The organism is Cryptocyanus atlanticus LEGE 06306 (assembly GCF_056633155.1).
Genome location: NZ_JBSJOZ010000007.1, coordinates 1 through 20,939, shown reverse-complemented (window position 1 = coordinate 20,939; position 20,939 = coordinate 1). Strand labels below are relative to the sequence as shown.

18 protein-coding genes are annotated in these 20,939 nt (G+C 62.9%); 16 read left to right on the top strand and 2 right to left on the bottom strand.

What is annotated here, in order from left to right; all coding sequences use genetic code 11:
* Positions 1–19: 19 nt before the first annotated feature.
* From ACWJI7_RS08995 to ACWJI7_RS08930, 14 genes are all read left to right on the top strand, one after another.
* Positions 20–1,570 carry a hypothetical protein gene (locus tag ACWJI7_RS08995; protein ID WP_479937273.1) on the top strand — a complete coding sequence of 517 codons (1,551 nt, stop codon included), beginning with the start codon at positions 20–22 and terminating at the stop codon, positions 1,568–1,570.
* A 406-nt stretch (positions 1,571–1,976) separates the two neighbouring features.
* Complete coding sequence (locus tag ACWJI7_RS08990) at positions 1,977–3,275, top strand: hypothetical protein (RefSeq protein WP_479937271.1); 1,299 nt, start codon at positions 1,977–1,979, stop codon at positions 3,273–3,275.
* The gene (locus ACWJI7_RS08985; protein ID WP_479937269.1) at positions 3,275–4,213 is read left to right on the top strand and encodes a decaprenyl-phosphate phosphoribosyltransferase; all 939 of its coding nucleotides are present in this window, start codon (positions 3,275–3,277) and stop codon (positions 4,211–4,213) included. Before ACWJI7_RS08990 ends, ACWJI7_RS08985 begins: the two co-directional genes overlap by 1 nt.
* Positions 4,210–4,935, top strand: coding sequence for an SDR family NAD(P)-dependent oxidoreductase (locus ACWJI7_RS08980; protein ID WP_479937267.1), 726 nt, complete (start codon positions 4,210–4,212; stop codon positions 4,933–4,935). The genes ACWJI7_RS08985 and ACWJI7_RS08980 overlap by 4 nt, the downstream gene beginning before the upstream one ends.
* On the top strand, positions 4,932–6,314 hold the full coding sequence (dprE1, locus tag ACWJI7_RS08975; RefSeq protein ID WP_479937265.1) for a decaprenylphosphoryl-beta-D-ribose oxidase: 1,383 nt from the start codon (positions 4,932–4,934) through the stop codon (positions 6,312–6,314). Before ACWJI7_RS08980 ends, dprE1 begins: the two co-directional genes overlap by 4 nt.
* Entirely contained in the window at positions 6,311–7,249 is a 939-nt protein-coding gene (locus tag ACWJI7_RS08970; protein ID WP_479937263.1) for an NAD-dependent epimerase/dehydratase family protein, read from the top strand. The genes dprE1 and ACWJI7_RS08970 overlap by 4 nt, the downstream gene beginning before the upstream one ends.
* Positions 7,249–8,559: an NAD(P)/FAD-dependent oxidoreductase gene (locus ACWJI7_RS08965; protein WP_479937261.1), complete on the top strand. Its 1,311-nt coding sequence runs from the start codon at positions 7,249–7,251 to the stop codon at positions 8,557–8,559. Before ACWJI7_RS08970 ends, ACWJI7_RS08965 begins: the two co-directional genes overlap by 1 nt.
* Entirely contained in the window at positions 8,556–8,990 is a 435-nt protein-coding gene (locus tag ACWJI7_RS08960) for a GtrA family protein (RefSeq protein ID WP_479937259.1), read from the top strand. The genes ACWJI7_RS08965 and ACWJI7_RS08960 overlap by 4 nt, the downstream gene beginning before the upstream one ends.
* A 631-nt stretch (positions 8,991–9,621) precedes the next feature.
* Positions 9,622–11,265: a hypothetical protein gene (locus tag ACWJI7_RS08955; RefSeq protein ID WP_479937257.1), complete on the top strand. Its 1,644-nt coding sequence runs from the start codon at positions 9,622–9,624 to the stop codon at positions 11,263–11,265.
* Positions 11,266–11,689: 424 nt separating this feature from the next.
* The gene (locus ACWJI7_RS08950; RefSeq protein ID WP_479937255.1) at positions 11,690–12,787 is read left to right on the top strand and encodes a hypothetical protein; all 1,098 of its coding nucleotides are present in this window, start codon (positions 11,690–11,692) and stop codon (positions 12,785–12,787) included.
* A gap of 86 nt (positions 12,788–12,873) precedes the next feature.
* Positions 12,874–13,275, top strand: coding sequence for a hypothetical protein (locus ACWJI7_RS08945; protein WP_479937253.1), 402 nt, complete (start codon positions 12,874–12,876; stop codon positions 13,273–13,275).
* Positions 13,272–14,873 (top strand): HAD-IB family phosphatase, encoded by a 1,602-nt coding sequence (locus tag ACWJI7_RS08940; RefSeq protein ID WP_479937251.1) that lies wholly within the window; start codon positions 13,272–13,274, stop codon positions 14,871–14,873. Before ACWJI7_RS08945 ends, ACWJI7_RS08940 begins: the two co-directional genes overlap by 4 nt.
* A 331-nt stretch (positions 14,874–15,204) precedes the next feature.
* Positions 15,205–15,591, top strand: coding sequence for a hypothetical protein (locus tag ACWJI7_RS08935; RefSeq protein WP_479937249.1), 387 nt, complete (start codon positions 15,205–15,207; stop codon positions 15,589–15,591).
* 22 nt (positions 15,592–15,613) lie between these two features.
* The gene (locus ACWJI7_RS08930) at positions 15,614–16,777 is read left to right on the top strand and encodes a hypothetical protein (RefSeq protein ID WP_479937247.1); all 1,164 of its coding nucleotides are present in this window, start codon (positions 15,614–15,616) and stop codon (positions 16,775–16,777) included.
* A 203-nt stretch (positions 16,778–16,980) separates the two neighbouring features.
* Here the strand turns inward: ACWJI7_RS08930 and ACWJI7_RS08925 are convergent, their stop codons facing one another.
* Positions 16,981–18,492, bottom strand: coding sequence for a hypothetical protein (locus ACWJI7_RS08925; RefSeq protein WP_479937245.1), 1,512 nt, complete (start codon positions 18,490–18,492; stop codon positions 16,981–16,983).
* A gap of 529 nt (positions 18,493–19,021) precedes the next feature.
* Positions 19,022–19,474 carry a GrpB family protein gene (locus ACWJI7_RS08920; protein ID WP_479937243.1) on the bottom strand — a complete coding sequence of 151 codons (453 nt, stop codon included), beginning with the start codon at positions 19,472–19,474 and terminating at the stop codon, positions 19,022–19,024.
* Between the two features lie 68 nt (positions 19,475–19,542).
* On the opposite strand from ACWJI7_RS08920, the gene ACWJI7_RS08915 reads away from it, so the two are divergent.
* A protein-coding gene (locus ACWJI7_RS08915; RefSeq protein WP_479937241.1) for an IS3 family transposase occupies positions 19,543–20,606 on the top strand; the annotation gives its coding sequence in 2 pieces (ribosomal slippage) (positions 19,543–19,725 and positions 19,728–20,606; 1,062 coding nt in all).
* Positions 20,607–20,638: 32 nt separating this feature from the next.
* On the top strand, positions 20,639–20,939 hold a 301-nt coding region (locus ACWJI7_RS08910; RefSeq protein WP_479937239.1), incomplete at its 3' end, for a transposase.

Genomic DNA, 20,939 nt, shown 5'->3' with positions numbered 1-20,939 from the left:
CGATCCCGGGGATACAACGATGGTCGCTGGCCACCGACTTGCTGACTTCTCCCGATGGGGTGTGCTGTTCCTGGCGATTTTTCTGGCCTTCCACTGGCAAGAAGTTGCCACACCCACCTTCAACCTGGATGACTGGGCTGTTTTTGATACGCCGATCTGGCAGGTCCATCTGAACCGACCCGGTTGGGATGTTATGTACGCACTGCTCTTTCAGTATGGATTTTCACCTTTCATCGGTTGGCTGATCGGAGGCTGTTCCATCTTTCTTCTGGCCTGCAGCACCGTCTTCTTCGCACCCAGGCTCACGCCCCCCTGGGTGTTCCTGCTGGCCCTGCTGATCGCGGCCCATCCCTATGTTCTGGATCTGTTCAATTTCAGCTTTGCCATCGGCCTCTACCTGCTTCCCGCTCCGATTTCCGTGGCCGCCGCGGTGCTGATGGGCCATGTCAGCCGTTGGCGTCTGCCGGCCTGGATCGCCGGCATCCTCCTGTTCACAGGCGCGATGAGCCTGTATCAACCGATGGGGTATTACGGCGTGGCTGTGCTCGGGCTCCAGGGCCTGGCCGAGGCCCTCGGCTTACGCCGGTTCGCCAGGCTGGCCTGGCTTCGGGTGCTGCTGGGGTCGCTGATCAGCGGGATTCTCTACTATCTGTTGTCCAGCCATCTGGCCACCTATATCGCCAGCCAGAACGGTCTGGAGGATTCCTCTCGGAAAGGGCTGGCAACGTTGCCACTGGCCTTCAGCAAGCTCACGGCAGGTTCAATCTATCAAGAGGTGTATCACGTCAACCTACCCCTGATCCCGCCTGTTCAGCTCATTCCAGCGGTGATTTTTCTTCTGATGGTTTTGATCGGTAGCGCCTGGATTGTGCGACAAGAGCCTGGTCTCTTCCCGTTGGCCAGGCGGCTGGGCCTGCTCTGGCTCTCGGCAGGCCTTCTGACCCTGCTGCCCTTCCTCTTGTTCTACGTATTGCGTACAAATGTACCGCCCAGATCCCTGGCACTGGCTAATTTCGGCATCTCCAGCTTCCTGGTCATCGTGCTGGCCACGATCTCCAGAGGCTGGGGCCAATGGCCACAGTCCAGACACAGAATCGGCACACTCTTTCTTTATTCTCTCATTTTTTGTTTGGCCATTGGCTATATCCTTCCCCAGGGCATGTTCGCCTCACGCATCTGGGGGATCACCCAGGTCCTAGAGAGGCGAGACATGGCCTTCGCGCAACTGATCGCTTCCGAGGCCCGCCTCAAGGCCGGGAGTCAGGGTCTGCCCACCTCATCCTTCGGCATCTATGGGCTCACGGATCAGCTCGAGCTGTTCCCCCACTGGGTCGGCAAACCCACTCCGTTCACAACGACCTGGGGCAGCGTGGGGCAGTCGAGCTTCAGCGCACCCTGGGGTATCGAAGGTCTGTTCGCCACCCTCATGAACATCCAGATCGAGACCATTGCCCCTGAAGATGGCGCCAGAATCCCCCCTTGCACGGCCTACCCGAAATCGGGCTCCATGGTGGTTGCCGATGGCAAGTTGATTGTGTGCCTGCAGCCGAACGTGGGATCCGAGCCCTGACCCTCCTCTCGAGTCGCCCGTCTCCCCGTATCCTGCAGCAGTGCTCGGCAAGGGAATGGGGAGCAAAGTTGCCAGGATCTTGTGGCTGTTGCTGGTTCTGAGCGGAGGATTCGCCAGCTGGTTCTGGCTGAGCCTGGCTTCCCAACCCCTGGTGGATGAGCATGCCTTCAGGCAGAGCCAGACAGCCCTAAGCACTTTCTATCTGTTTGCCGATGGCACCGGTCTGTTGAATTACCAGACACCTGTGCTCGGCTGGCCTTGGTCAATTCCCTTCGAATTTCCAGGCTATCAGTTGATCACCTTCTGGGTTGAGAAGCTTCCCTGGCTAGATCTGACCCAGGCAGGGAGGCTGACCAGTGTTGGCTTCGGTGTGGCAAATCTGCTGATGGGAGTCCAGATTCTGCGCTTGTACTCCATCCCTCGAAGAGGATTACTCATCTTCTCGATTCTCTATTTCGCATCTCCAATTTACCTGTATTGGAACAGAACATTCACGATCGAAAGCACGGCTTTATTCTTCAGCCTCTGCTCCCTCTATCTCTACTGGAAGCTCCTCAGGCTGGCGAGATCGTCGAGCTGCTCAACCCTGACCCTCTGGCTGCACCTCCTGGCCCTGCTGATCGGCCTGATCCTGGCTCTGGTGCTCAAAGCCACCACCTCCCTGCCCATCGCTCTGCTGATCGGCCTGGATCTGGTGGTGAGACTGTTTCGAACAACCATCCAGGGACCGAAAGCTGGAACGATGAACACCGCTCTGACGGCGGAAATCCTTGCCGTCCTGCTGCTGTCCGTCCTGGCCCTGAAGGGGTGGACCAGCCATGCCGACGCCCTCAAAGCTGCCAACCCGATCGGGGCAGGTCTGACCTCCTCCCAGCTCTCCAGCTGGAACTTCGGACAACCGGAACATGCCATCTCCAGCAAGGTCTGGAACGACATCGTGCTGCAACGCCTGCTCACACCGGTCGGGACCCTGCCGGCCCTCGTTCTGCTGGTGGTGGGGGTGCTGCGGCCGGGCGGCGGCCCGGAAGCGGGACCGGGGACGGCGGCGCCCCCCCTGCGCTTACTCATCCTCAGCTTTCTGGGTCTCTCCATCGCCCCCCTGCTGCTGTTCACTCCACTGCATTACATCCACACCTACTATCAAAGTGCCAATCAGATCTTCCTGCTCCTGGCACTGGCCACAGCAGCCTCCAGCCCGGTCTGGAACGGAAGGAGATCCCAGGTGCTGCTCCTGGCCTGCCTCGCCACTTTACTCCTGGGCTGGTATCATTCCTTCGCAAAAATGTATTATCCAGCCGCCCTGAAATCGAGCAGTGATCGGCTGCGTGCTGGCGCGGTGATCCGATCGGGAACGGATGTCGGTGAGGTTCTTCTTGTTTTCGGGGATGACTGGAACTCGTCCCTGGCCTTCCACTCCAATCGTCGCGCCCTGACCTACCCCGACCTGGCCGAGTCCCTCGGTGTGAGCCAGACCCAGATCCTCAGCGATCCCCTGCGCTTCACCGGAGGATGGCCCATCGGAGCCATCGTCAGCCGGGAGCCGATCCCCCTGGCTCGGCTCCAGCACGCCTGCCGATCGGAGCGGCCCGTCCCGATCCGCACCGAGGGGGCCTGGCGGATCCACCTCTGCCCGGACCCATCCCCCCAGGGCTCCGCTCCGCCCGCCCCCACCTCCACGGCCGCCGGCGGCCTGGATCGTCCGTGATGGCGATCCGTCCCCCCCATCCCATCCGCGCACTCGTCCAGACCTGCAGGCCGCGACAGTGGCCGAAGAACCTGCTCGTCTATGCGTCGGCGCTGTTCAGCTTCCAGAGCGATCCCCGCATCTGGCTGAATTCAACGATCGCGTTGGTGAGTTTCTGCCTGGTCTCCAGCTGCATCTATCTCCTGAATGATGTGATCGATCGGGAGTCCGACCGACTGCATCCCAGCAAATGCCATCGCCCGGTGGCCAGCGGAGCCCTGGCCCCCGGGCTGGCCCTGCTCGCCGCCGCGATTCTGTTCATCGCCAGCCTGGCCGTCGCCGCCAGCCTTGGCACGCCCCTGGCCGGTGTCGTTCTGCTCTATGCCCTGGTGCAGCTGGCCTACTGCCTGGGCCTGAAACGCCAACCGCTGCTCGACCTGTTCTGCATCGCCTCGGGCTTCCTGCTGCGGGCCCTGGCCGGACTGGTCGCCACCGGTCTGGGCAGCTCCCCCTGGTTCCTGCTCTGCGTGGGTCTGCTCGCCCTGTTTCTGGCGGTGGAGAAACGCAAGGCCGAGCTGCGGGTGTCGCTCGATCGGGGCCGGATCACCCGCCATGTGCTGGAGCGGTACTCCCTGCCGCTCCTGCAGCGGCTGGAAGGCCTGGTCTCGAGCAGTGCCTTCATGGCCTACGCCCTCTGGAGTTCGGGCCCGACCCTGAATGGAGCCCCCACCAGCTGGATGCTCCTGACGGTGCCATTCGTGCTGGTGGGGGTGTTCCGCTATCAGCTGCTGAGTGATCCGGAGGAAGCCGAGCGACGCGCCGCCCGCTTCCCCGCTCGAAGCACGGAACGGCCCGAGGAGATCCTGCTCGGTGACAGCGGCATCCGGCTGACCCTGCTGGGCTGGCTGGGCGTGGTCGTCGTGGTAGGGGTGGGCCATCGCCTCGGCTGGTTCCCGTGATCCGCTCCGCCTTCGTGCTCGGCAGCACCAGCGCCGTGGCCGTGGCCCTCTGCCGCGCCCTGGCCGGACAGGGATGCACCCGGTTCCATCTGGTGGCCAGGAATGGGGAGGCCAACGCCTGTTTCGCCGCCGAACTGCGCCAGAACCACTACGCCGACGTGAGCCTGGAGCCGGTCGAGCTGTTCGCCCACGCCACCGGAGCAGCCGCCGCACCGATCCTCACCGAGGAATTCGATCTCTACCTGATCACGGCCGGCTCCCTCGGCGATGCTGAGCACGCCCGGATCAGCGCGCGGGAAGCCCTCGCGATCACCGCCGCCAATTACAGCGGGCTGTTGCCGTGGCTCATGGCGATCGCGACCCCCGAACGCCTCCTCCGCCCCGGACGCCTCTGGGTGTTCTCCTCCGTGGCCGCCGATCGCGGCCGACCCAGCAACTATCCCTACGGAGCCGCCAAAGCCGCTCTCACCATCTTCTGCGAAGGGCTGCTGCTGCGCTGCCGCTCCACCCCGTTCGCGATCCAGATCCTCAAGGCCGGCTTCATGGCCACGCCGATGACGGTCGGGAAAGCGCCGGCCCTGCTCTGCGCCAGCCCGGCATCGATCGCCCGGACCCTGCTGCGCCAGCCCGAGCGACGCGGCATCCGCTACCTCCCCTGGTGGTGGGCCCCGATCATGCTCCTGGTGCGCCTGCTCCCCGCCCCCATGGCCGCCAAGCTGTGACCCCACCGGTTGCCTGCCACACCCGGATCCTCACCGGCTGGGGACGGACCACCAGCGCCACCGCCCGCGTCTTCGCCCCGGCCGGGCTGGAGGGCCTGCAGGAACTGATCGCCCAGGCCGAACCCGACAGCCTCATTCCCCGGGGACTGGGACGCAGTTACGGCGATGCCGCCCAGGGCGGGAGGGCGGGTGTGATCGACCTGGCGGCCTTCGATGCGATCCGGCTGGATCCGGGCGCGGGCACGGTGACCGCTGGTGGCGGAGTGAGTCTGGATGCGCTTCTGCGTGTGATCGTGCCGGCGGGATTTTTCCTGCCGGTCACCCCAGGCACCCGCCAGGTGACGCTCGGGGGAGCCATCGCCGCCGACGTCCACGGGAAGAATCACCACCGGGAGGGCAGCCTGGCCAGCCACGTGCGGCGCCTGCGGCTGGTCGATGGGAGGGGAACCGCCCGGGAGCTGGGGCCGGAGGATCCCGGAGGAGCCGCCGCCTTCTGGAGCACCACCGGCGGCATGGGGCTCACCGGAGTGATCATTGAGGCGACCCTGGCGCTGATTGCGATCGGCAGCTCCCTGGTCAGCGTGGACACCGAGCGCCATGGGGACCTCGATGCCCTGATGGCGGCCATGGTGGAAGGAGATGGCCGCTACCGCTACAGCGTGGCCTGGGTGGACAGCCTCCATGGGGGCGGTCGCGGTGTGCTGACCCGCGGGGACCATGCGGCCCTGGCCCAGCTGGGTGAGAACGGACCGGACGACGATCCCCTCGCCTACGACCCCCGGGCGCTGGCCACGGCGCCTCCGTTCCTGCCGGGGGGCCTGCTCAACGGCTGGACCGTGCGGGCCTTCAACGAAGCCTGGTTCCGCAAGGCTCCGCAGCGACGGCAGGGGGAGCTGCAGAGCATCGGTTCCTTCTTCCATCCGCTCGATGGCGTGCAGGACTGGAACCGGATCTACGGCCCGGCCGGGTTCCTGCAGTATCAGTTCGCCGTTCCCGACGACGGAGCCCGGCTGGTGCCCGGCACCCTGGCCGCCCTGCGCCGGATCGGAGCCCCCAGCTTCCTCACCGTGCTCAAGCGCTTCGGCCCCGGCAACCCCGGCCCGCTCTCCTTCCCCCAGCCAGGCTGGACCCTGGCCGCCGATCTGCCGGCGGCGGTCCCCGATCTGCTCGAGACCCTCGATGGGCTGGATCAGGAGGTCGCCGCCGCCGGGGGCCGCCTCTACCTCGCCAAGGACTCCCGCCAGTCCGCCGCCATGCTTCAGCGCAGCTACCCGGGGCTGGATGCGTGGCGGGAGCAGCAGGCCCTCCTCGATCCCCGCGGCGTCTTCTGCTCGGATCTGGCCAGGCGACTGGGCCTGGTGGGAGGGGCACCCCGATGAAGGTGTTTCTTCCCGGTGGGGCCGGCCTGGTGGGGCTCAACCTGATCGCGGTCCTGCAGGAGCGCCATCCCGACTGGCAGCTCGTCGTGGTGGACAAGAAGCGGGAGGCCGTGGCCATCGGATCCAGGCTGTTTCCCGCGGTCCGGTTTCTCTGTGAGGACCTCACCGGCACCGACGGAGCAAGCTGGCCCTGCCTGCTGGAGGGCTGTGGGGCCTGCGTGATGCTGCAGGCCGAGATCGGCAACACGGATCCTGGGGCCTTCGAGCGCAACACCATCGCCAGCACCCGGGTCGTGCTGGCGGAACTGCATCGGGCGGGCCTCAGCCGCCTGGTCCACATCAGCAGCTCGGTGGTCAATTCCGTGGCCACGGACCTCTACACCACGACGAAGCGTCGCCAGGAGGAGCTGGTCGCGATGGAGTGGCCCGGGGTGGTGATCCTGCGCCCCACCTTGATGTTCGGCTGGTTCGACCGGAAACACCTGGGCTGGCTGGCCCGCTTCATGGCCCGTGTCCCCCTGTTCCCGATTCCCGGATCCGGCCGCTTCATCCGTCAGCCGCTCTACGCCACCGATTTCTGCCGGGTCATCGTGCGCTGTCTGGAGAATCCCACCCTGACGGGCCGCCACGACATCACGGGCACGGAGCGGGTGAGCTACCTCAGCCTGATGCGCCAGCTGAAACAGGTCGTGGGCGCGCGAACCTGGATCATCCATCTGCCGATTCCCCTTTTCGCGGCCCTGCTGCGGATCTGGGCCCTGATCAGCCGTCAGCCGGCCTTCACCGCCGACCAGCTCAAGGCCCTCACGGCCGGCGACACCTTCGAGCTGACCGACTGGCCGCAGCGCTTCGCCGTCACCCCCACCCCCCTGGCGGAGGCCCTGCGGATCACCCACCGGGATCCCCGCTTCGCCACGATCCTGATTCCGTTCTGATGCCCCGCGGACCCCGGCTGGCGGTGATCGGCGGTGGCCCGATGGGCCTGGCAGTGGCCTACGAACTCTGCCTCCAGGGTTGCCCTCCGGTGCTGCTGGAGGCCGACGACCGCCTGGGCGGCATGGCCGCCAGCTTCGACTTCGCCGGCGTCTCCCTTGAGCGCTATTACCACTTCCACTGCCTCGGCGACCGGGCGTTTCTGCAGCTGCTGGAGGAGCTGGATCTGGCCGGCGCCATGCGCTGGCGCCAGACCCGGATGGGATTCTTCTGCGACGGCCGGATGTACCCGTGGGGCTCGACCGGAAGTGTGCTGGGCTTCCCCCGCCTCCCCCTGCTCACCCGGATCCGCTACCTGCTGCACGCGGCCCGCTGCCTCAGCCTGCGGCACTGGCACCATCTCGATCGGATCCCGGCCACCCGCTGGCTGCGGGACTGGCTCGGCGAGGAGGGCTACCAGCTGCTCTGGGCCCGGCTGTTCGCCTTCAAGTTCCATCACCACAGCGACGACATCTCCGCCGCCTGGATCTGGAGCCGGATCCGCCGGGTCGGCAAGTCCCGTCACTGGCTGAAGGAGACCCTCGGCCACCTCGACGGAGGCTCCCAGCGCTGGATTGATGCCCTGGCCCGGCAGATCCGTCAGCGGGGCGGGGACATTCGTCTGGGCAGCCCCGTGCGGCAGGTGGGCACGGTCCACGAAGCCGGTCGGACGGTGGTGGAGCTGAAAACCCCGGCGGGAGCGGAGCACTTCGATGCGGTGATCTGCACCGTTCCCCTGCCGCTTGTGGCTCCGATGCTGCGGGCCGGTGGTGTGGACCCGGCCCTGATCGAGCCCTACGAGACCCAGCGCTCACTGGCCTGCGCCTGCGTGGTGATTCAGACCCGGATCGCGGTGACGCAGAACTTCTGGACCAACATCAACGACGCCAGATTCGGCATCCCCGGCATCATCGAGATGACAAATCTGCAGCCACTGACACGGCACATCACCTACATTCCCTTTTACATACCTGCTGACCATCCTGATTATGCCCGCCCGGATCAGGCTTTCATCGACGACTCGCTGGCCTGCCTGATGGCGATCAACCCTGATCTGAAACCGGAGGATGTTCTGGCCGGCCACTGCAGCCGCTACCGCTTCGCCCAGCCGGTGTGCGGCACCGGGTTTCCGGGCACCCTGCCACCCCTGTGTCCCCTTCCCCAAGTCTGGATCGCCGATACGACCGTCTACTACCCCGAGGACCGGGGCATTTCCGAAAGCATCGGTTTTGGCCGCAATCTGGCCCGGCGCGTGGTCCGCGCATGGCCATGAGCGAAGGCCACTCGGGGCGGCGCGAAGTCACGCTCTTCCTGGTCAGTGGAGGGCTGGCGGCCTTGGTGAATGTGGCGAGCCGGATCGGATTCTCCAGGCTGCTCCGCTTCGAGCTGGCGGTGCTGGCCGCCTACGGCTGCGGCATGCTCACCGCTTACCTTCTGGCCAGGCGATTTGTGTTCCCCGGTGGGAGGATCAGCGTGCGGCGTTCCCTGGCCGGCTTTGCCCTGGTCAATCTGGTCGCTGTGCTGCAGACCTGGCTGGTCAGCCTGGGGATGCGCAGCTGGTTGCTCCCCCTGCTGGGGATCGTGGTCTACAGGGATCTGATCGCCCATGCGATGGGAGTGGCCCTTCCGGTGATCACCAGTTATTTCGGCCACAAACACATCTCCTTTCGGACGCCCCGGCGTTCCGGGACGGCCGAGGGTTGACGGGATGCGAGACGGTCCGTCCGGCTGGAGATCAGCCTCCCTGGGCCGGAGACCTCGCCAGCAGACGCCGGCCCCCCCGGCCCCCCCTGGGGGGATGGCCACCCCGCCGGACTCCCGATCCGATCGCGTTGAGGCGCTCCATCGAGAACCTCTCAACCTGATGGATGACCCTGGTCTGGGCACGGCCCTCTCTGGCCCAATCCTCCGCTGGGAGTGCCCCGTGTGATCGCCCAGGCCGGGATGGCGATCCTGGACGGGTTGACACTCCGATCGACGTTCATCCCAGTGCACGCGATGGTCCTGACGATGGGCCGGAGGAACGGGCCCACGCCAGGATCGGTGCCGCTGGCCATACCGGCCCCGGGCCACGCGCGCCAGCGGTGATCGCCCCCGCACCACGGGGGCGCACCCCTCCGCCCTGGCCCACGGGCTGTCACCGGTCCCCGTGAGCGCAAGGGCTCGTGACTCCCTCCCCACTGATAGCGTCCCCAGTGCCGAGGGTGCCAGCTCTGGGGGCGGCGAGGAGTCTGATCCGTGGGCCAGCGGCTTGCCGGGGCACGATGAAAGCCAACCCTGCGGAGTCAACAGCTACGGATCGTTCACGGATGCCATCAACGACTGATCAGTCACCATGACGTTGCGTTCCTTCGCCGCTGCGCGAGTCAAACGAGCCTGGATTGTTCTCCTCGTCTTCGCAGCCGCACTGCTCAGCATTGTCTTTTTCCAGTTTACCGTTGATGATGCCTACATCACATTTCGGCACAGCCTGAACCTGGTCAGGGAAGGAATTCTCTCCTGGAACCTAGAGGGGCCAAGAGAAGAAGCCTTTACAAATCCGCTCTACGTTGTGCTTGGTACTATTGGCCTTCAGCTGGGAATGAAACCAGAGCTGCCGATCAAGCTGCTGGGCGCCACGATTTTTTTCGTATGGTTTTGGAGGGCAAATCAGATTGCTCGCCCAGCAACATCAGCCAAAAGGATTCTGCTCTCAACGGTGGTCCTGCTGTGCATCCCCGCCTACATCCACGCCTATTCAGGTCTTGAGACCTTTCTATTTGCCTATTTGCTTTTTGAATTTCTTGCCTGTGATCAGATCGGCAGCCCAAAGGCTGTTTCGATCGGATGTCTCTTGCTGTTATGCAGGCCAGAGGGAGTCTTGTTTCTGGCTGCTGCAGGGTCTACATTTCTATACCACATCTCCACTCGTTCCGGTACAAGCCAGGCCAAGGGAAGCCAATGGCGCTATCCAATGCTGGCCATCATCACGATCACAATTCTTATCTTTGGCTACAAGATTACCTATTTTGGCGATTTTCTCCCCAATACATTTTACGCCAAAAGCGGCACCCCATTCAATGGCCAGACTGTTCTCGCCAATCTGGCCTCGTCACTACCCTGGGTGCTTCTAGCCGCATTCACGTTCAATCCAAACGAAACTGGGGGAAGATATGTCACAAAATATATCGGTTTTGCCATCATTTATCTCGTCTATATTCGCTCCACCCTTGCCATGAACTATGCAGACAGGTTCTGGTTTCAGCTATTCTGGCCAATGGTTGTCTACTCCACTGCCAGCAATAACAAACTGGACTCCTTCCGTTCGTTGCTGGGCTTTCAAGGAGGGCTCAACTATGCTTCGATCCGATCTGGCGCCCTGTCGACACTGGCTTTCGCGTGGATTGCTGGCCATACACTGATCACAAAGCCTGCTGAGATCATGTTTCTGGCAACATATTTTGGCCGAGCCATACGATCACATGCCAGCCTTGGCTTTGTGCTGAATCAGATTTTACCCGAAGATGCCACTATTTTCATCGGAGACGCTGGCCTGATTCCCTACCACGCCAAGCGGATGGCCTTTGACCCGTTAGCCCTTGGCACCAAGGAAATCGCCAAGAAGGGGATCACTGAAGAATTCTTGAACAGAGCGAAACCAGACGTGTTTATTCTGCACGCTTCCACATGCACGGATGAGGCCACGAGAGGCACTTATTTTAGCTGGGAGAAAGAGGTGGCCTACATCAAGGCCAATGGCTATCACTATCTAGGTGGCTTTCTCGCTGGGAAGAGCTATTGCATGAATATCTACGCCAAGCCGGCGCTTGCTACCCGGTTTGCCGACCAACGATTTATCGATGCCCAGCGAAGATCCTTGATCAATGATCGCGAGAAAGCGCCTGGATTCCTCTCTGACTTGAAACAGTCCTACACTTGGCTCTTTTCCACGACTCGACCCATGCCCAAGGATTCCAGCAGCCCCACGGGCTCAATGTAGCCACGCGCTGAACAACGAGCCCGCCCACATGGATCAAGCCTTCATGTTCACGCGGCGCTGGAATGAAGAGAGCCGACAGCGGGGCCGACCCTGGGTGGGCGCTTCGATCATCATGGCTTTGCAGAAATTGTGCCCATTAGATTGGTGTGATCAACCAGATCGGGGTGATCACATGATCGGATTTAGGCCGGGAACTCCGTGTGGACGGAAAATCAACAAGGCTTTATCATTGTAGTTGATGTTATCGACTTTCGAATGGGCGATACGACACGTATGCTGACCTCAGGCCCTAAACAGCCATAGCCAGGTCATGGGAAGGCCTTGTCTTGAGCCCAGCAAACGCTGAACAACAATTTTGGATTACCCCAAACCACTCGTTTTCGGCAGTTCCGATCAACCAGGGGACGCAAGGCTGCGCAGACCGGTGACTGAACCTGTCGCAAGGGACTGGAGAATTGCCATCTTTCTGTTCGGGACCTTCGCCACACTTGGGGGAATCAGGGCCCTGGGAGTGGATCCACCGGGCTTCAACACTGATTGCTACATGGCGACAGCCTGGGCCCGACACTACCTGGCCAGTCCCGATTTTCATCTGTCATTGCATGATATCTATACCCAGGGATTCGTACACCCACTTTTATATATTCCGATTCTTTCACTGCTTAACGTGCTGGGTGTTCCATCCCATGCGCAGGATGACCTGGCCATCAGTGCCGTGTATTCAGTTTCTGTTGGGTTGATTGCGGCCTTGGCCTATCTGTGTGCCAGGGCCTACCTCCGCAGGGAAGTGGCCACGACCTGTGCAGTGATCACCCTTCTGGTGCTGATCCTTGCGCCGGCTGATGATCTTGATCGGTACTCACCCAATGCTGAGATCCTTGGCACCGTGATCATTCTTTTTCTCTGGTACCTTCTGATCATGAAAGAGACGATCAAGTACTGGCTGCCTGCTTCGATCCTCCTGGGCTGCCTGGGGTTTCACCTCAAATACCAATTGATTGCCATCATCTTCCTGTTCTTCTGGCTCAGCGACATCAAGCTGGCTCAGAAGCGCAACATCACGATCTATCTGACCATTGCAATGTTCGCTGTTGACCTGCTCGTCTACAGGTTGAACGGTGAAGGGCTCCTCTCAAGAACATCTGGACTGATGCAGTACACCCTTCTGGGCGCAACTGGAGGAGGCGAGATTCCCTCAGGAGACCAACTATCCGCTCTGTTCTTTGATCAGCTTGATGCTATCGTAATGTTCATTCCTCAGATTGTGATCGCCTGGCTCTTCTGGGCCTATGCCCTATCCACTCCGGCCGCAGGGGGGCGCCTGGCCCAGGCAGACCTGCGGTCCAGCGGGCTCATGGTTGCTGGCACTCTCATCGCCATCTTTCTGCCCGGAAAAGGCTTTGCCCATTATTATCTTCTGCTGATGCCGGTTTCCACCTTCGTGATGGTGATGGCCCTGAGAAACGCCAAACCCTGTTGTAATCCAAGGCCCTCTGGCCCCGCCATGAGAGTGGGGCCATGAAGCATCCAGCCGCATGGATCAGCCTTGCCCTTACCCCTCTGTTGCTGCTTCTGGCAATCGCGGGGATCGGTCGATCCTCGGCGCAGATGCCCACTGGCAATGCTTGTTTTGACAGCCTGAGCGATCCAATCTGGGCGGGTCCGAGACGGGAGGGATTACATCTGTACGGCTGGAACTATGAATTTTTTGGCATCACCGGAAGCTACCCGAGCCATCCCAATCTTGATATCACCCTCTCCGCAGGTCTGGGAGAGCAGCAACTCCGACCGTACGTGGATCTCTTCACCAGTTTACCGGACCGCCCCCGCTACATCCTCGATCAACTCACTGACAAGGAATTAATGGCGGCTTACCGCGACCTGATTGAGGCCCTCGCTCCACCCCTGCTCACGGAGCTCGACGCCGCCAATGCCGGCAAACTCCTGAAGGACTATCGGCTGGAGGCCACGACCCCCTGCGGCCGTCTCTATCGACGCCTGGCACCGTGACCGAAGCGGCTGAAGGGGGCTCCAGGATCCGGGCCGGCTCGGGCACCGTCGCCGTTTTCGACTTCGACGGCACCCTGCTGGCCGGCGACACGCTGCTGATCCTGCACCGTCTGCTGAAGGGACGGCTGGCCCGGGTGATCGATGGAGGGCGGCTGGCCCCAGGGCTGCTGGCCTGGAGGTGCGGAGCGCTCAGCACGGTCCGCCTGAAGGAACAGGCGCTGCGATGTGTCCTCACGGGGACACCGCCGACGGCACGACGCCGGGTCCTGGAGTGCTCGCTGCCGGAAGCGCTGATCGCCAGGCTGCGGCCGGAAGCGCTCGAGCGGCTGCGCTGGCATCAGCGGCAGGGGCACAGGGTCGTGATCGTGACCGCCTCACCTCGGGCCCTGGTCGCCCCGGTGGCCGATCAACTCCAGGTGGACCTGATCGCCACCGAAACGAGCAATCCCCTCGCGCATGGCCCGGCCTCGCCGCTGCGGATCACGTCGGCCAACTGCAAGGGAGACGAGAAGGTCCGGCGGTTGCGGGCCTGGCTCGGGGCCGCCAAGCGGCCCCGGATCACTCTGGAGGTCTACGGGGACAGTGAGGGGGACCGGCCCTTGCTGGCCTTCAGCGATCGAGCCCACTGGAGAAGCTTTCGCCAGGCCACGGTGGCCGCCCCCCAGGCGAGTGGATGGACCCGTCTGGCCCAGGCCTGGATTCCCCTGCTGGCCCTGCTGCTGCTCAGCTTCGGGGTGAGCTCGCTGGCTGGTCTGGGCGAGGAGGGACGACGCGCCCTCGCGGCCGCCCTGGGCCGGCTGGTGCAATGGATTCCGGCCCTGTACGGGGTGCTGGCGGTGGCCTACCTCGGGCGGTATCTGCGCTGGCGTCTGCTGCTGGGCTCCGAGGGGATCGGCGGGTGGAACCGGGCGGATGCACTGGCCTGGTTCCGGGGCTTCGCCCTCACCGCCACCCCCGGGAAACTGGGGGAACTGAGCCGGGTGCAGACCCTGCACCAGGAGCTGGGCTATCCCCGGACACCCCTGGTGCACGTGTTCGTCGCCGAACAGCTCTGTGACCTGTCCGCCGTGGTGCTCTGGCTGACCCTGCTGGCACCGGCCGTTCTGCACACCCGCCTGAGCCAGAGCGCCGAAGACGCCGGGCCGGGGGCTGGCCTGGCCCTGGCAGCCGGTGTGGTGCTGGTGCCGGTGCTCGCCACACTCGGCTGGCGGCGGTGGGGGCCTCAGTTGCGCCGACACCTGCCCAGCGGCCCCCTCGCCAGGGCCTGCTGGCCGGCCGCGGTGGTGAGTCTGGGGATCTGGGGCAGCGAAGCCCTGATCCTCTGGCTGCTGGTGCTAGTGATCAGCCCGGGCACTCCGGTGTCGGTGCCGGCGGCGATCACCATCTTTCTGGTGTCCGGCACGGCCGGCTTGCTCTCGAGCCTGCCTGGAGGAGTCGGCGTCAACGAGGGCACCACCGCCCTCCTGCTCGCACAGGCTGGTGTGGCGCCCGATCTGGGCCTGGCCATTGCCGTACTCCGCCGGTTCTGCACGGTCTGGACCGTGACGGCACTGGCCGTTGCACTGAGCGCCTGGCAACGGAAAGCACAGCCGGGCTGAGTCCGATAGACCCCAGCCGGGCACGGTCCTGCGGCGAGGCAAACCGGGGCACCCAGCACGTGGGAGCATGATTTGCAAATCCCTTCGCAGTCGTCTGCAGAGGGGGCCAAGATTCTCTGGATTTTTCGGTGCAGGCGGGTGGCAACGCGGGCCAGAACGCTGACTCTTCCGGAAGTCACCGAGTTAATTCAGAAGCTTCTCAGCACGGGCCCTCTCCAAGAGAGTGATCTTCTGGCCTTTGCGAAAACCGTGAATGGAGGCGACTTCAAGAGTCCGCCACCCCCCAAAGCCAAACCGGCCGCCAGGCCCAAGGCGCCCCCCCCTGACGGAGGTGAAGCAGGCTGTGCTGGCCCACTTCGGCTCTACAACACTGACCCAGCCGGAAAAGAACAAGAACTTCCAAATGTCGATGACAGGGGAAGTCGTCGTCCTCAAAACCAAGGAAGATTGGCTGATTCTCTACCATCGTTTCATCGGCATCCCCAGCCATGAACTGGATCTCGAGGATGGGACAACGGTGATCAACGGGATTGACGTTCACAAGCAGTTCCGGCCCTGGGTGGTGTTCGGGTTGGATCCGAAAACCGCCACTGCCGATGACGTACGAGACGCCTTCCGTGCCCTGATCAAGAGGCACCACCCCGACCACAACGGTGATCCCCGCCTGGCGGAGCGCCTGCAGAAGATGAGAGATTCCGTGTTCGCCCTGATGCCCTGACTACGCCCATTCACCCCTCATCATGCGCGATCTGCTCACCGATCGGGAGACAGCCAGGATTCTCGGCAAGAGAATCAACGGCCTCTACAACATCGTCGATGACTTCGATGCACACCCCGACGATGAATGGGAGCTTGTGGAAGGCGAGCACTTCGAGTTCGCCAGCCCACCCGTGGCCGCTGAACTAGGCAAGCGAGCCCATCGCTTCACCGAAGAAGGCATCGAGGCTCTGGCCCGATACATCGAAGCCAAGGAAAAAACAAGCCTGATGCAGCTGCTACGGGAGCGGATTTTCAACGTGAAGCAGAAGCGACGCCAGATGCTGGTGTCGCGACGTATCACCCAGGAATTCATGGAGGTGGGGGGCGATCTTGTGATCCAGGGCGAATTGGCCTTCGTGAGCCGAAAAAAGACGGTGGGCATTCTTCAGACCAACTACCAGGGTCTGAATAACGCCTGGAACCGGCTGCGCTCTGCTGGTCAGAACGATGGGGAAGAAGCACTCGAGATCGACAAGGACTTTCTGGAGGCCGACTCCAGACAAGTGCTCCTCAGCCAGCGCGGAATTGCACGGGTCGCCCGCGACATGCGCCGAAACAGCCGGATCAACCAGGCACGGAAAGCCTGGATCGAAACGGTGGGAGATTTGGTGGAAACCTGCTTCAATGCCGAGATCCGCTACCTCACCCAGGGGTCTGAACTAGCCGAGAAACGGGCTAAAGGGGCAGCCGGGCACCGCTGCGAGGTGACGGGTCTGAAGGCCTCACGACAGAAGAAGATGGCTCTCGATGGCCATCATCTGTTCGACCGACGCAGCCGCCCGGATCTGGTCGACCTCCCCGACAACATCCTGGTGATCACCCCAGATCTCCATCAAGAATTTCACAGCTGGAGAACCGGATCCTGCACCCCCAATGACGTTCTCACGTTCGCCGAAACCGTTCGCGCCGATCTCTTCGATCCCGTGAACAGCAGGCAAATGAAACGGCTTGCAGGCCCTGACCCGACGGCTCAAAAGGCTACAACAGGAACGGGATGGCCAACGGGTGAGATATCACCGATCAATCTGAGGCATTGCCCGCCGACCCACTGCCGCAGCAGGAGGCAACAGCCGCTGGCAGAGACGGCAGTTGGCCTCTGGAAGGGCTACTCGCTTCGGCCCAGGACGGCTGTAGGACGACGATAATCCGGGTTCCGATGATCCCGATGCTGCAATTCTAACGGAGTTGGAGTGGGGTGATCACGTGCTTGGATATCCAGTTGATGCACTCTTCAGCTAGGAACGCAGTTTCCCGGAGTGGGCTTGTTCGACCAGCTTGATTCTGCCGAGAGTCAGGCGACCGTATCTGGGCCTGGCCATGGTGCTTCGTGTTGGAGTCCACCGAAGACTTACCAGACGTTCTCAATCACATTCATCGCTTTCAGATAAGCCGGAGTATCTTCGCCAGCATCCCCATCCTCCGGGTTGCTGTCATCGGGAATGGCCCGCCTGGCATTGTCGGCTATCACGGCGTTGGCCAGCAGTTGCAGGGCTTCCGGGCGATCCAGATTCTGCAGAGCTTCTGAGTAGCGGCGACTGTGGGACGGGCGAACCGATTCCTGGCAATAGTTGGACAATTCCCGGCTCTCGGTCATCACCCGGAAGGCAACAGCCTTGGTGTCACTCTTGCCGAAGATCGCCATGTAGAGGAGGTTCACCATCGAGGCATCATGCACCTGAATGCTGTAATTGATCAGAATCTGAGGCCAGTAGCGCAGCGCCTTCAACCCTTCGAGGCCGCCTTTCTTCACGCCGGCCTCTTCACACCACTGCTCGAATTCATCGACATCATTGGGGCAGCGTCCCAGCCGGCGCATCCCCGCCGCCAGAATCTGGCCCGCCTGGAAGTTACGGGTGGGTTTGCCATACGCAGGCAGCATCATGCTCCCGCGTACATCAGCCACCATGGCCGTTAGCTGGGTGAAGGTGTGGTCGCGGACCTTCTCCATATCACCACCACGGTTCAAGGTGGCTTCGATCCGTTGCACCCCATAGCCCAGCTCGGTGAGTGGAAACGGCTGGCGACCGTAGAGCCGTTGGCGGTCCTTCCGGCGCATGGACACCGAGGAGGCCTGGTCCAGACACTGATCCAGCAGCAGGGTCAACAGGGTGGGCAGGATGCCTGTATTTTCAGCATGGTAACCATAGCCAAAGCCTGCAAAGATGGAGGAGATATTCTTGGCAGCTTTGATGTATTGGGCCTCCACGTTGTGAACACCCGGGGACACCTGGATGTTCGGCGAGAGCCGATCGAGCAGCCAGGCTCCGAGTAGGGCCGTGATTGCATTGGGATGGCAGAAGTTGGCCGTGAAACTGTCCACGGGATCCCGGAGGGCCCCGTGGCGATGGAAACCGGAGAAGAACGCCAGGTTGGGCTGCCGCTCGCAGAGCACGTAGGAATCGTTGCGCAGGGGATCGTGGCTGAAGGACCCCGCCAGGCAGGCCAGCACCACCTCCTCCCGGCCCAGCTCCTGGCGGAACTTGCAGGCGTCAAGCAGGTCCTGCTCCATGTGATTGCTGTTGGCGGTCAGCACCACCAGATCGCAGAGCTCGATCAGGTCGCGCAGGGTGTACTCCTGCAGGAGGCCATCACGCTCGTGGCGCACCATGCGCTCCATCGTGGCCACGTGGGTCGGGTCCATACCCGAGAGGTCTTGCGCGGAGAAGGCCCCGAACAGGGAGCGACCGGGCCTGGGCGCCAGCAGCAGGCGGTCGCCGCCACCATGCATGGCGCTGTTGTAGGCGAGGGAAGCCGGGTAGAGGCCGATGCTGTAGAAGCCCACCACGCCCTGCTCGAGGCCCAGGATCCTGCTGCTGACGGTGGCCTGGTCCAGGGAGTCCGCGAAGAAGCTGTTCTGCATCGGCGAGGTCAGGTGAGTGGTTTCGGATCACGCCTTCATACTGCGCCCCGGGAAGGGGCTGGCGCTGGAGACGTTCGACGGGCTGATCCCAATCCAGCTCCGGATGGCTCGCCTACGGCTCGGGTGATGGCTGGCCTGCCAGCCCGTACCGCGATCGGGCCGATTTATTCATCACGGTCGCGCAGCTGAGCGGTGACCAACACGCGATCGACAACCATTCAACGCTGCCTTCAGCCGTGAGATTCCCGGTCCACGCCGATCGAATCCGCAGAGATGCAGCCATTGCTGAGGGCACTCAACGATGTTCATAACAATCAGACACTCTCTACTTTGAAGCGTCAGAGTTTAGCCTACATTCTGCCGATCGTTGCCTCCATCGAGATGAAGTTCCTGTTCGCATCATTGAAGCCACGGAGAGGCCATCCGCGGGATCCGGTGTGATGGGTGTGGCGGCAGGATCACGGCACGGGGGCTGGCGTCCCCAGTCAAGCCGGCGGCCCTTCATCCGATCGAGGCCAGTCAATGCCATCTAGGCGTAGGGCCTGAAGGTGCGGGAAGTGAGATCCTCACCTGACGGGATTAAACCCAACGCTGCCCCTTTGTGGCAGACAATGATTGAATGGCACCAGCATGAAATCGGTGGGTGTCTGTCCACTCGAGAGGGGTGTGAGTCCGCCCTCTCGATGCCTCGCAAATAGGATGCAACTAACGCCTGGACGAAAGGGCCCTTCGCTTCTAGGTAAACCTCACGATCATGACTGTGAAGCAGGGCCAACGAAATCTTGAGTTCTTGGCACTGCTTGCGCAGCTCCGCGTCAGCGCGTAGTACGTCTCTGAAGGCTAGACGCTCGCACCACAGGCGACTGACCACCAAAAGCACCAGGTGATAGTGACGTGGACCCCGGAAACCGGTCCAGGGTGAATGAGAGTCTTCAGTCGGCCAAACTGGGCCGGGGACTCGACCATGAAACGCACCAGGCACCCAGCCGAGCAGATCATCCGCAAGCTCTAGCCCGAAGGGCTTCTGCGAAGCAGTGGACCGCCGAGCAGTTGATCGCCCCGGGAAAAACCGTCGCCGACGTCTGCCGCGTCATCGAGGTGACGCAACCGACCTACCACCGCTGGAGGCAGCAGTACGGGGGCATGCAGGCCGAGGAGGCCAGACGGCTGACCCAGCTGGAGAAGGAGAACGCCCGGCTCAAGAAGCTTTTGGCGGAAGCCGAGTTGGAGAAGGCCATGCTCTAGCCGCAGGCTTCTGCGAAGCAGTGGGACCTCGCCGAGGGAAACTTCTGAGCCCGGAGCGTCGCCGCAGGGCCGTCGCGGTTCTGCAGGAGCGTTACCGGGCCTCTGAACGCCTGGCCTGCCGGGTGGTGGGCCAGCACCGCAGCACCCAGCGCCATGGCGGCAAGGTCGTCTCGATCGAGGAGGCCAAGCTCCGGCAGCGTCTCCGCGAGATCGCCGCGGACCACATCCGTTGGGGCCGCCGGATGGCCTACCGCCTGCTGCGGCGGGAGGGCTGGACCGTGAACCACAAACGGGTGCAACGGCTCTGGCGCGAGGAGGGGCTGCAGCGGCCCACTCCCAGGAAGCGAAAGCGGGCACGGCCCGCCGACGGCTCGGTGCGGCGTCATCGGGCTGAGCATCCCCACCAGGTGTGGGCCATGGACTTCCAGTTCGACGCCACCGCTGATGGGCGCAGGCTCAAGTTCCTGAACGTGATCGATGAGCACAGCCGCCTCTGTCTGGCCATCCGGGTGGGCAGGCGCTGCAAGGCCAAGGACGTGGTGGCGGTGCTGGAGGAACTCACCAGTCTCTACCCAGCACCGGCGTACATCCGATCGGACAACGGGCCGGAGTTCATTGCCCAGGCCCTACGGGACTGGTGTGAGGCCAGCAGCACTACCAGCACGGCCTACATCGAGCCAGGATCCCCGTGGGAGAACGGATTCGCCGAGTCGTTCAACGGCCGGTTCCGGGATGAGTTCCTCAACACCGAGCTGTTCACCACAGCCCCCGAGGCGCAGATCCTGGCCGATCGTTGGCGCTGGGAGTACAACTCACTCAGGCCGCACTCGGCCCTTGGGGTTCCCCCGGTTTCAAGGACAAGTCGATAAGGGTCACGCCATGACCATCAGACTGTCCATCGATGACCAATCCCACCAGAACCCGGCGCCGGTTTACGGCGCAGCAGAAGGCTGAGGCCGTGGAGCTCTGCCTGCAGGAGCACCTCTCCTGCAACACCGTGGCCGAGCGGCTCGGCCTTCCCACCAGCAGCCTGGCCCGCTGGGTGCGGCAGGCCCGCATTGATCGGGGCCAGGCCGGTCCCCACGACCAGGGCCTGCTCACCAGTGAGGAGCGCACCGAGCTCAACCGCCTCCGCAAGGAGGTGCGAGAGCTCAGGAGGGAGAAGGATTTTTTCAGGCTGGCGGCAGCGCACTTTGCGAAAG

Bases quoted from the DNA above. Each gene is read 5' to 3' on its own strand.
- ACWJI7_RS08960 (WP_479937259.1), top strand. From the start codon at position 8,556: ATGAGCGAAGGCCACTCGGGGCGGCGCGAAGTCACGCTCTTCCTGGTC.
- ACWJI7_RS08985 (WP_479937269.1), top strand. From the start codon at position 3,275: ATGGCGATCCGTCCCCCCCATCCCATCCGCGCACTCGTCCAGACCTGC.
- ACWJI7_RS08955 (WP_479937257.1), top strand. From the start codon at position 9,622: ATGACGTTGCGTTCCTTCGCCGCTGCGCGAGTCAAACGAGCCTGGATT.
- ACWJI7_RS08925 (WP_479937245.1), bottom strand. From the start codon at position 18,492: ATGCAGAACAGCTTCTTCGCGGACTCCCTGGACCAGGCCACCGTCAGC.
- ACWJI7_RS08995 (WP_479937273.1), top strand. From the start codon at position 20: ATGGTCGCTGGCCACCGACTTGCTGACTTCTCCCGATGGGGTGTGCTG.
- ACWJI7_RS08970 (WP_479937263.1), top strand. From the start codon at position 6,311: ATGAAGGTGTTTCTTCCCGGTGGGGCCGGCCTGGTGGGGCTCAACCTG.
- ACWJI7_RS08945 (WP_479937253.1), top strand. From the start codon at position 12,874: ATGCCCACTGGCAATGCTTGTTTTGACAGCCTGAGCGATCCAATCTGG.
- ACWJI7_RS08930 (WP_479937247.1), top strand. From the start codon at position 15,614: ATGCGCGATCTGCTCACCGATCGGGAGACAGCCAGGATTCTCGGCAAG.
- ACWJI7_RS08965 (WP_479937261.1), top strand. From the start codon at position 7,249: ATGCCCCGCGGACCCCGGCTGGCGGTGATCGGCGGTGGCCCGATGGGC.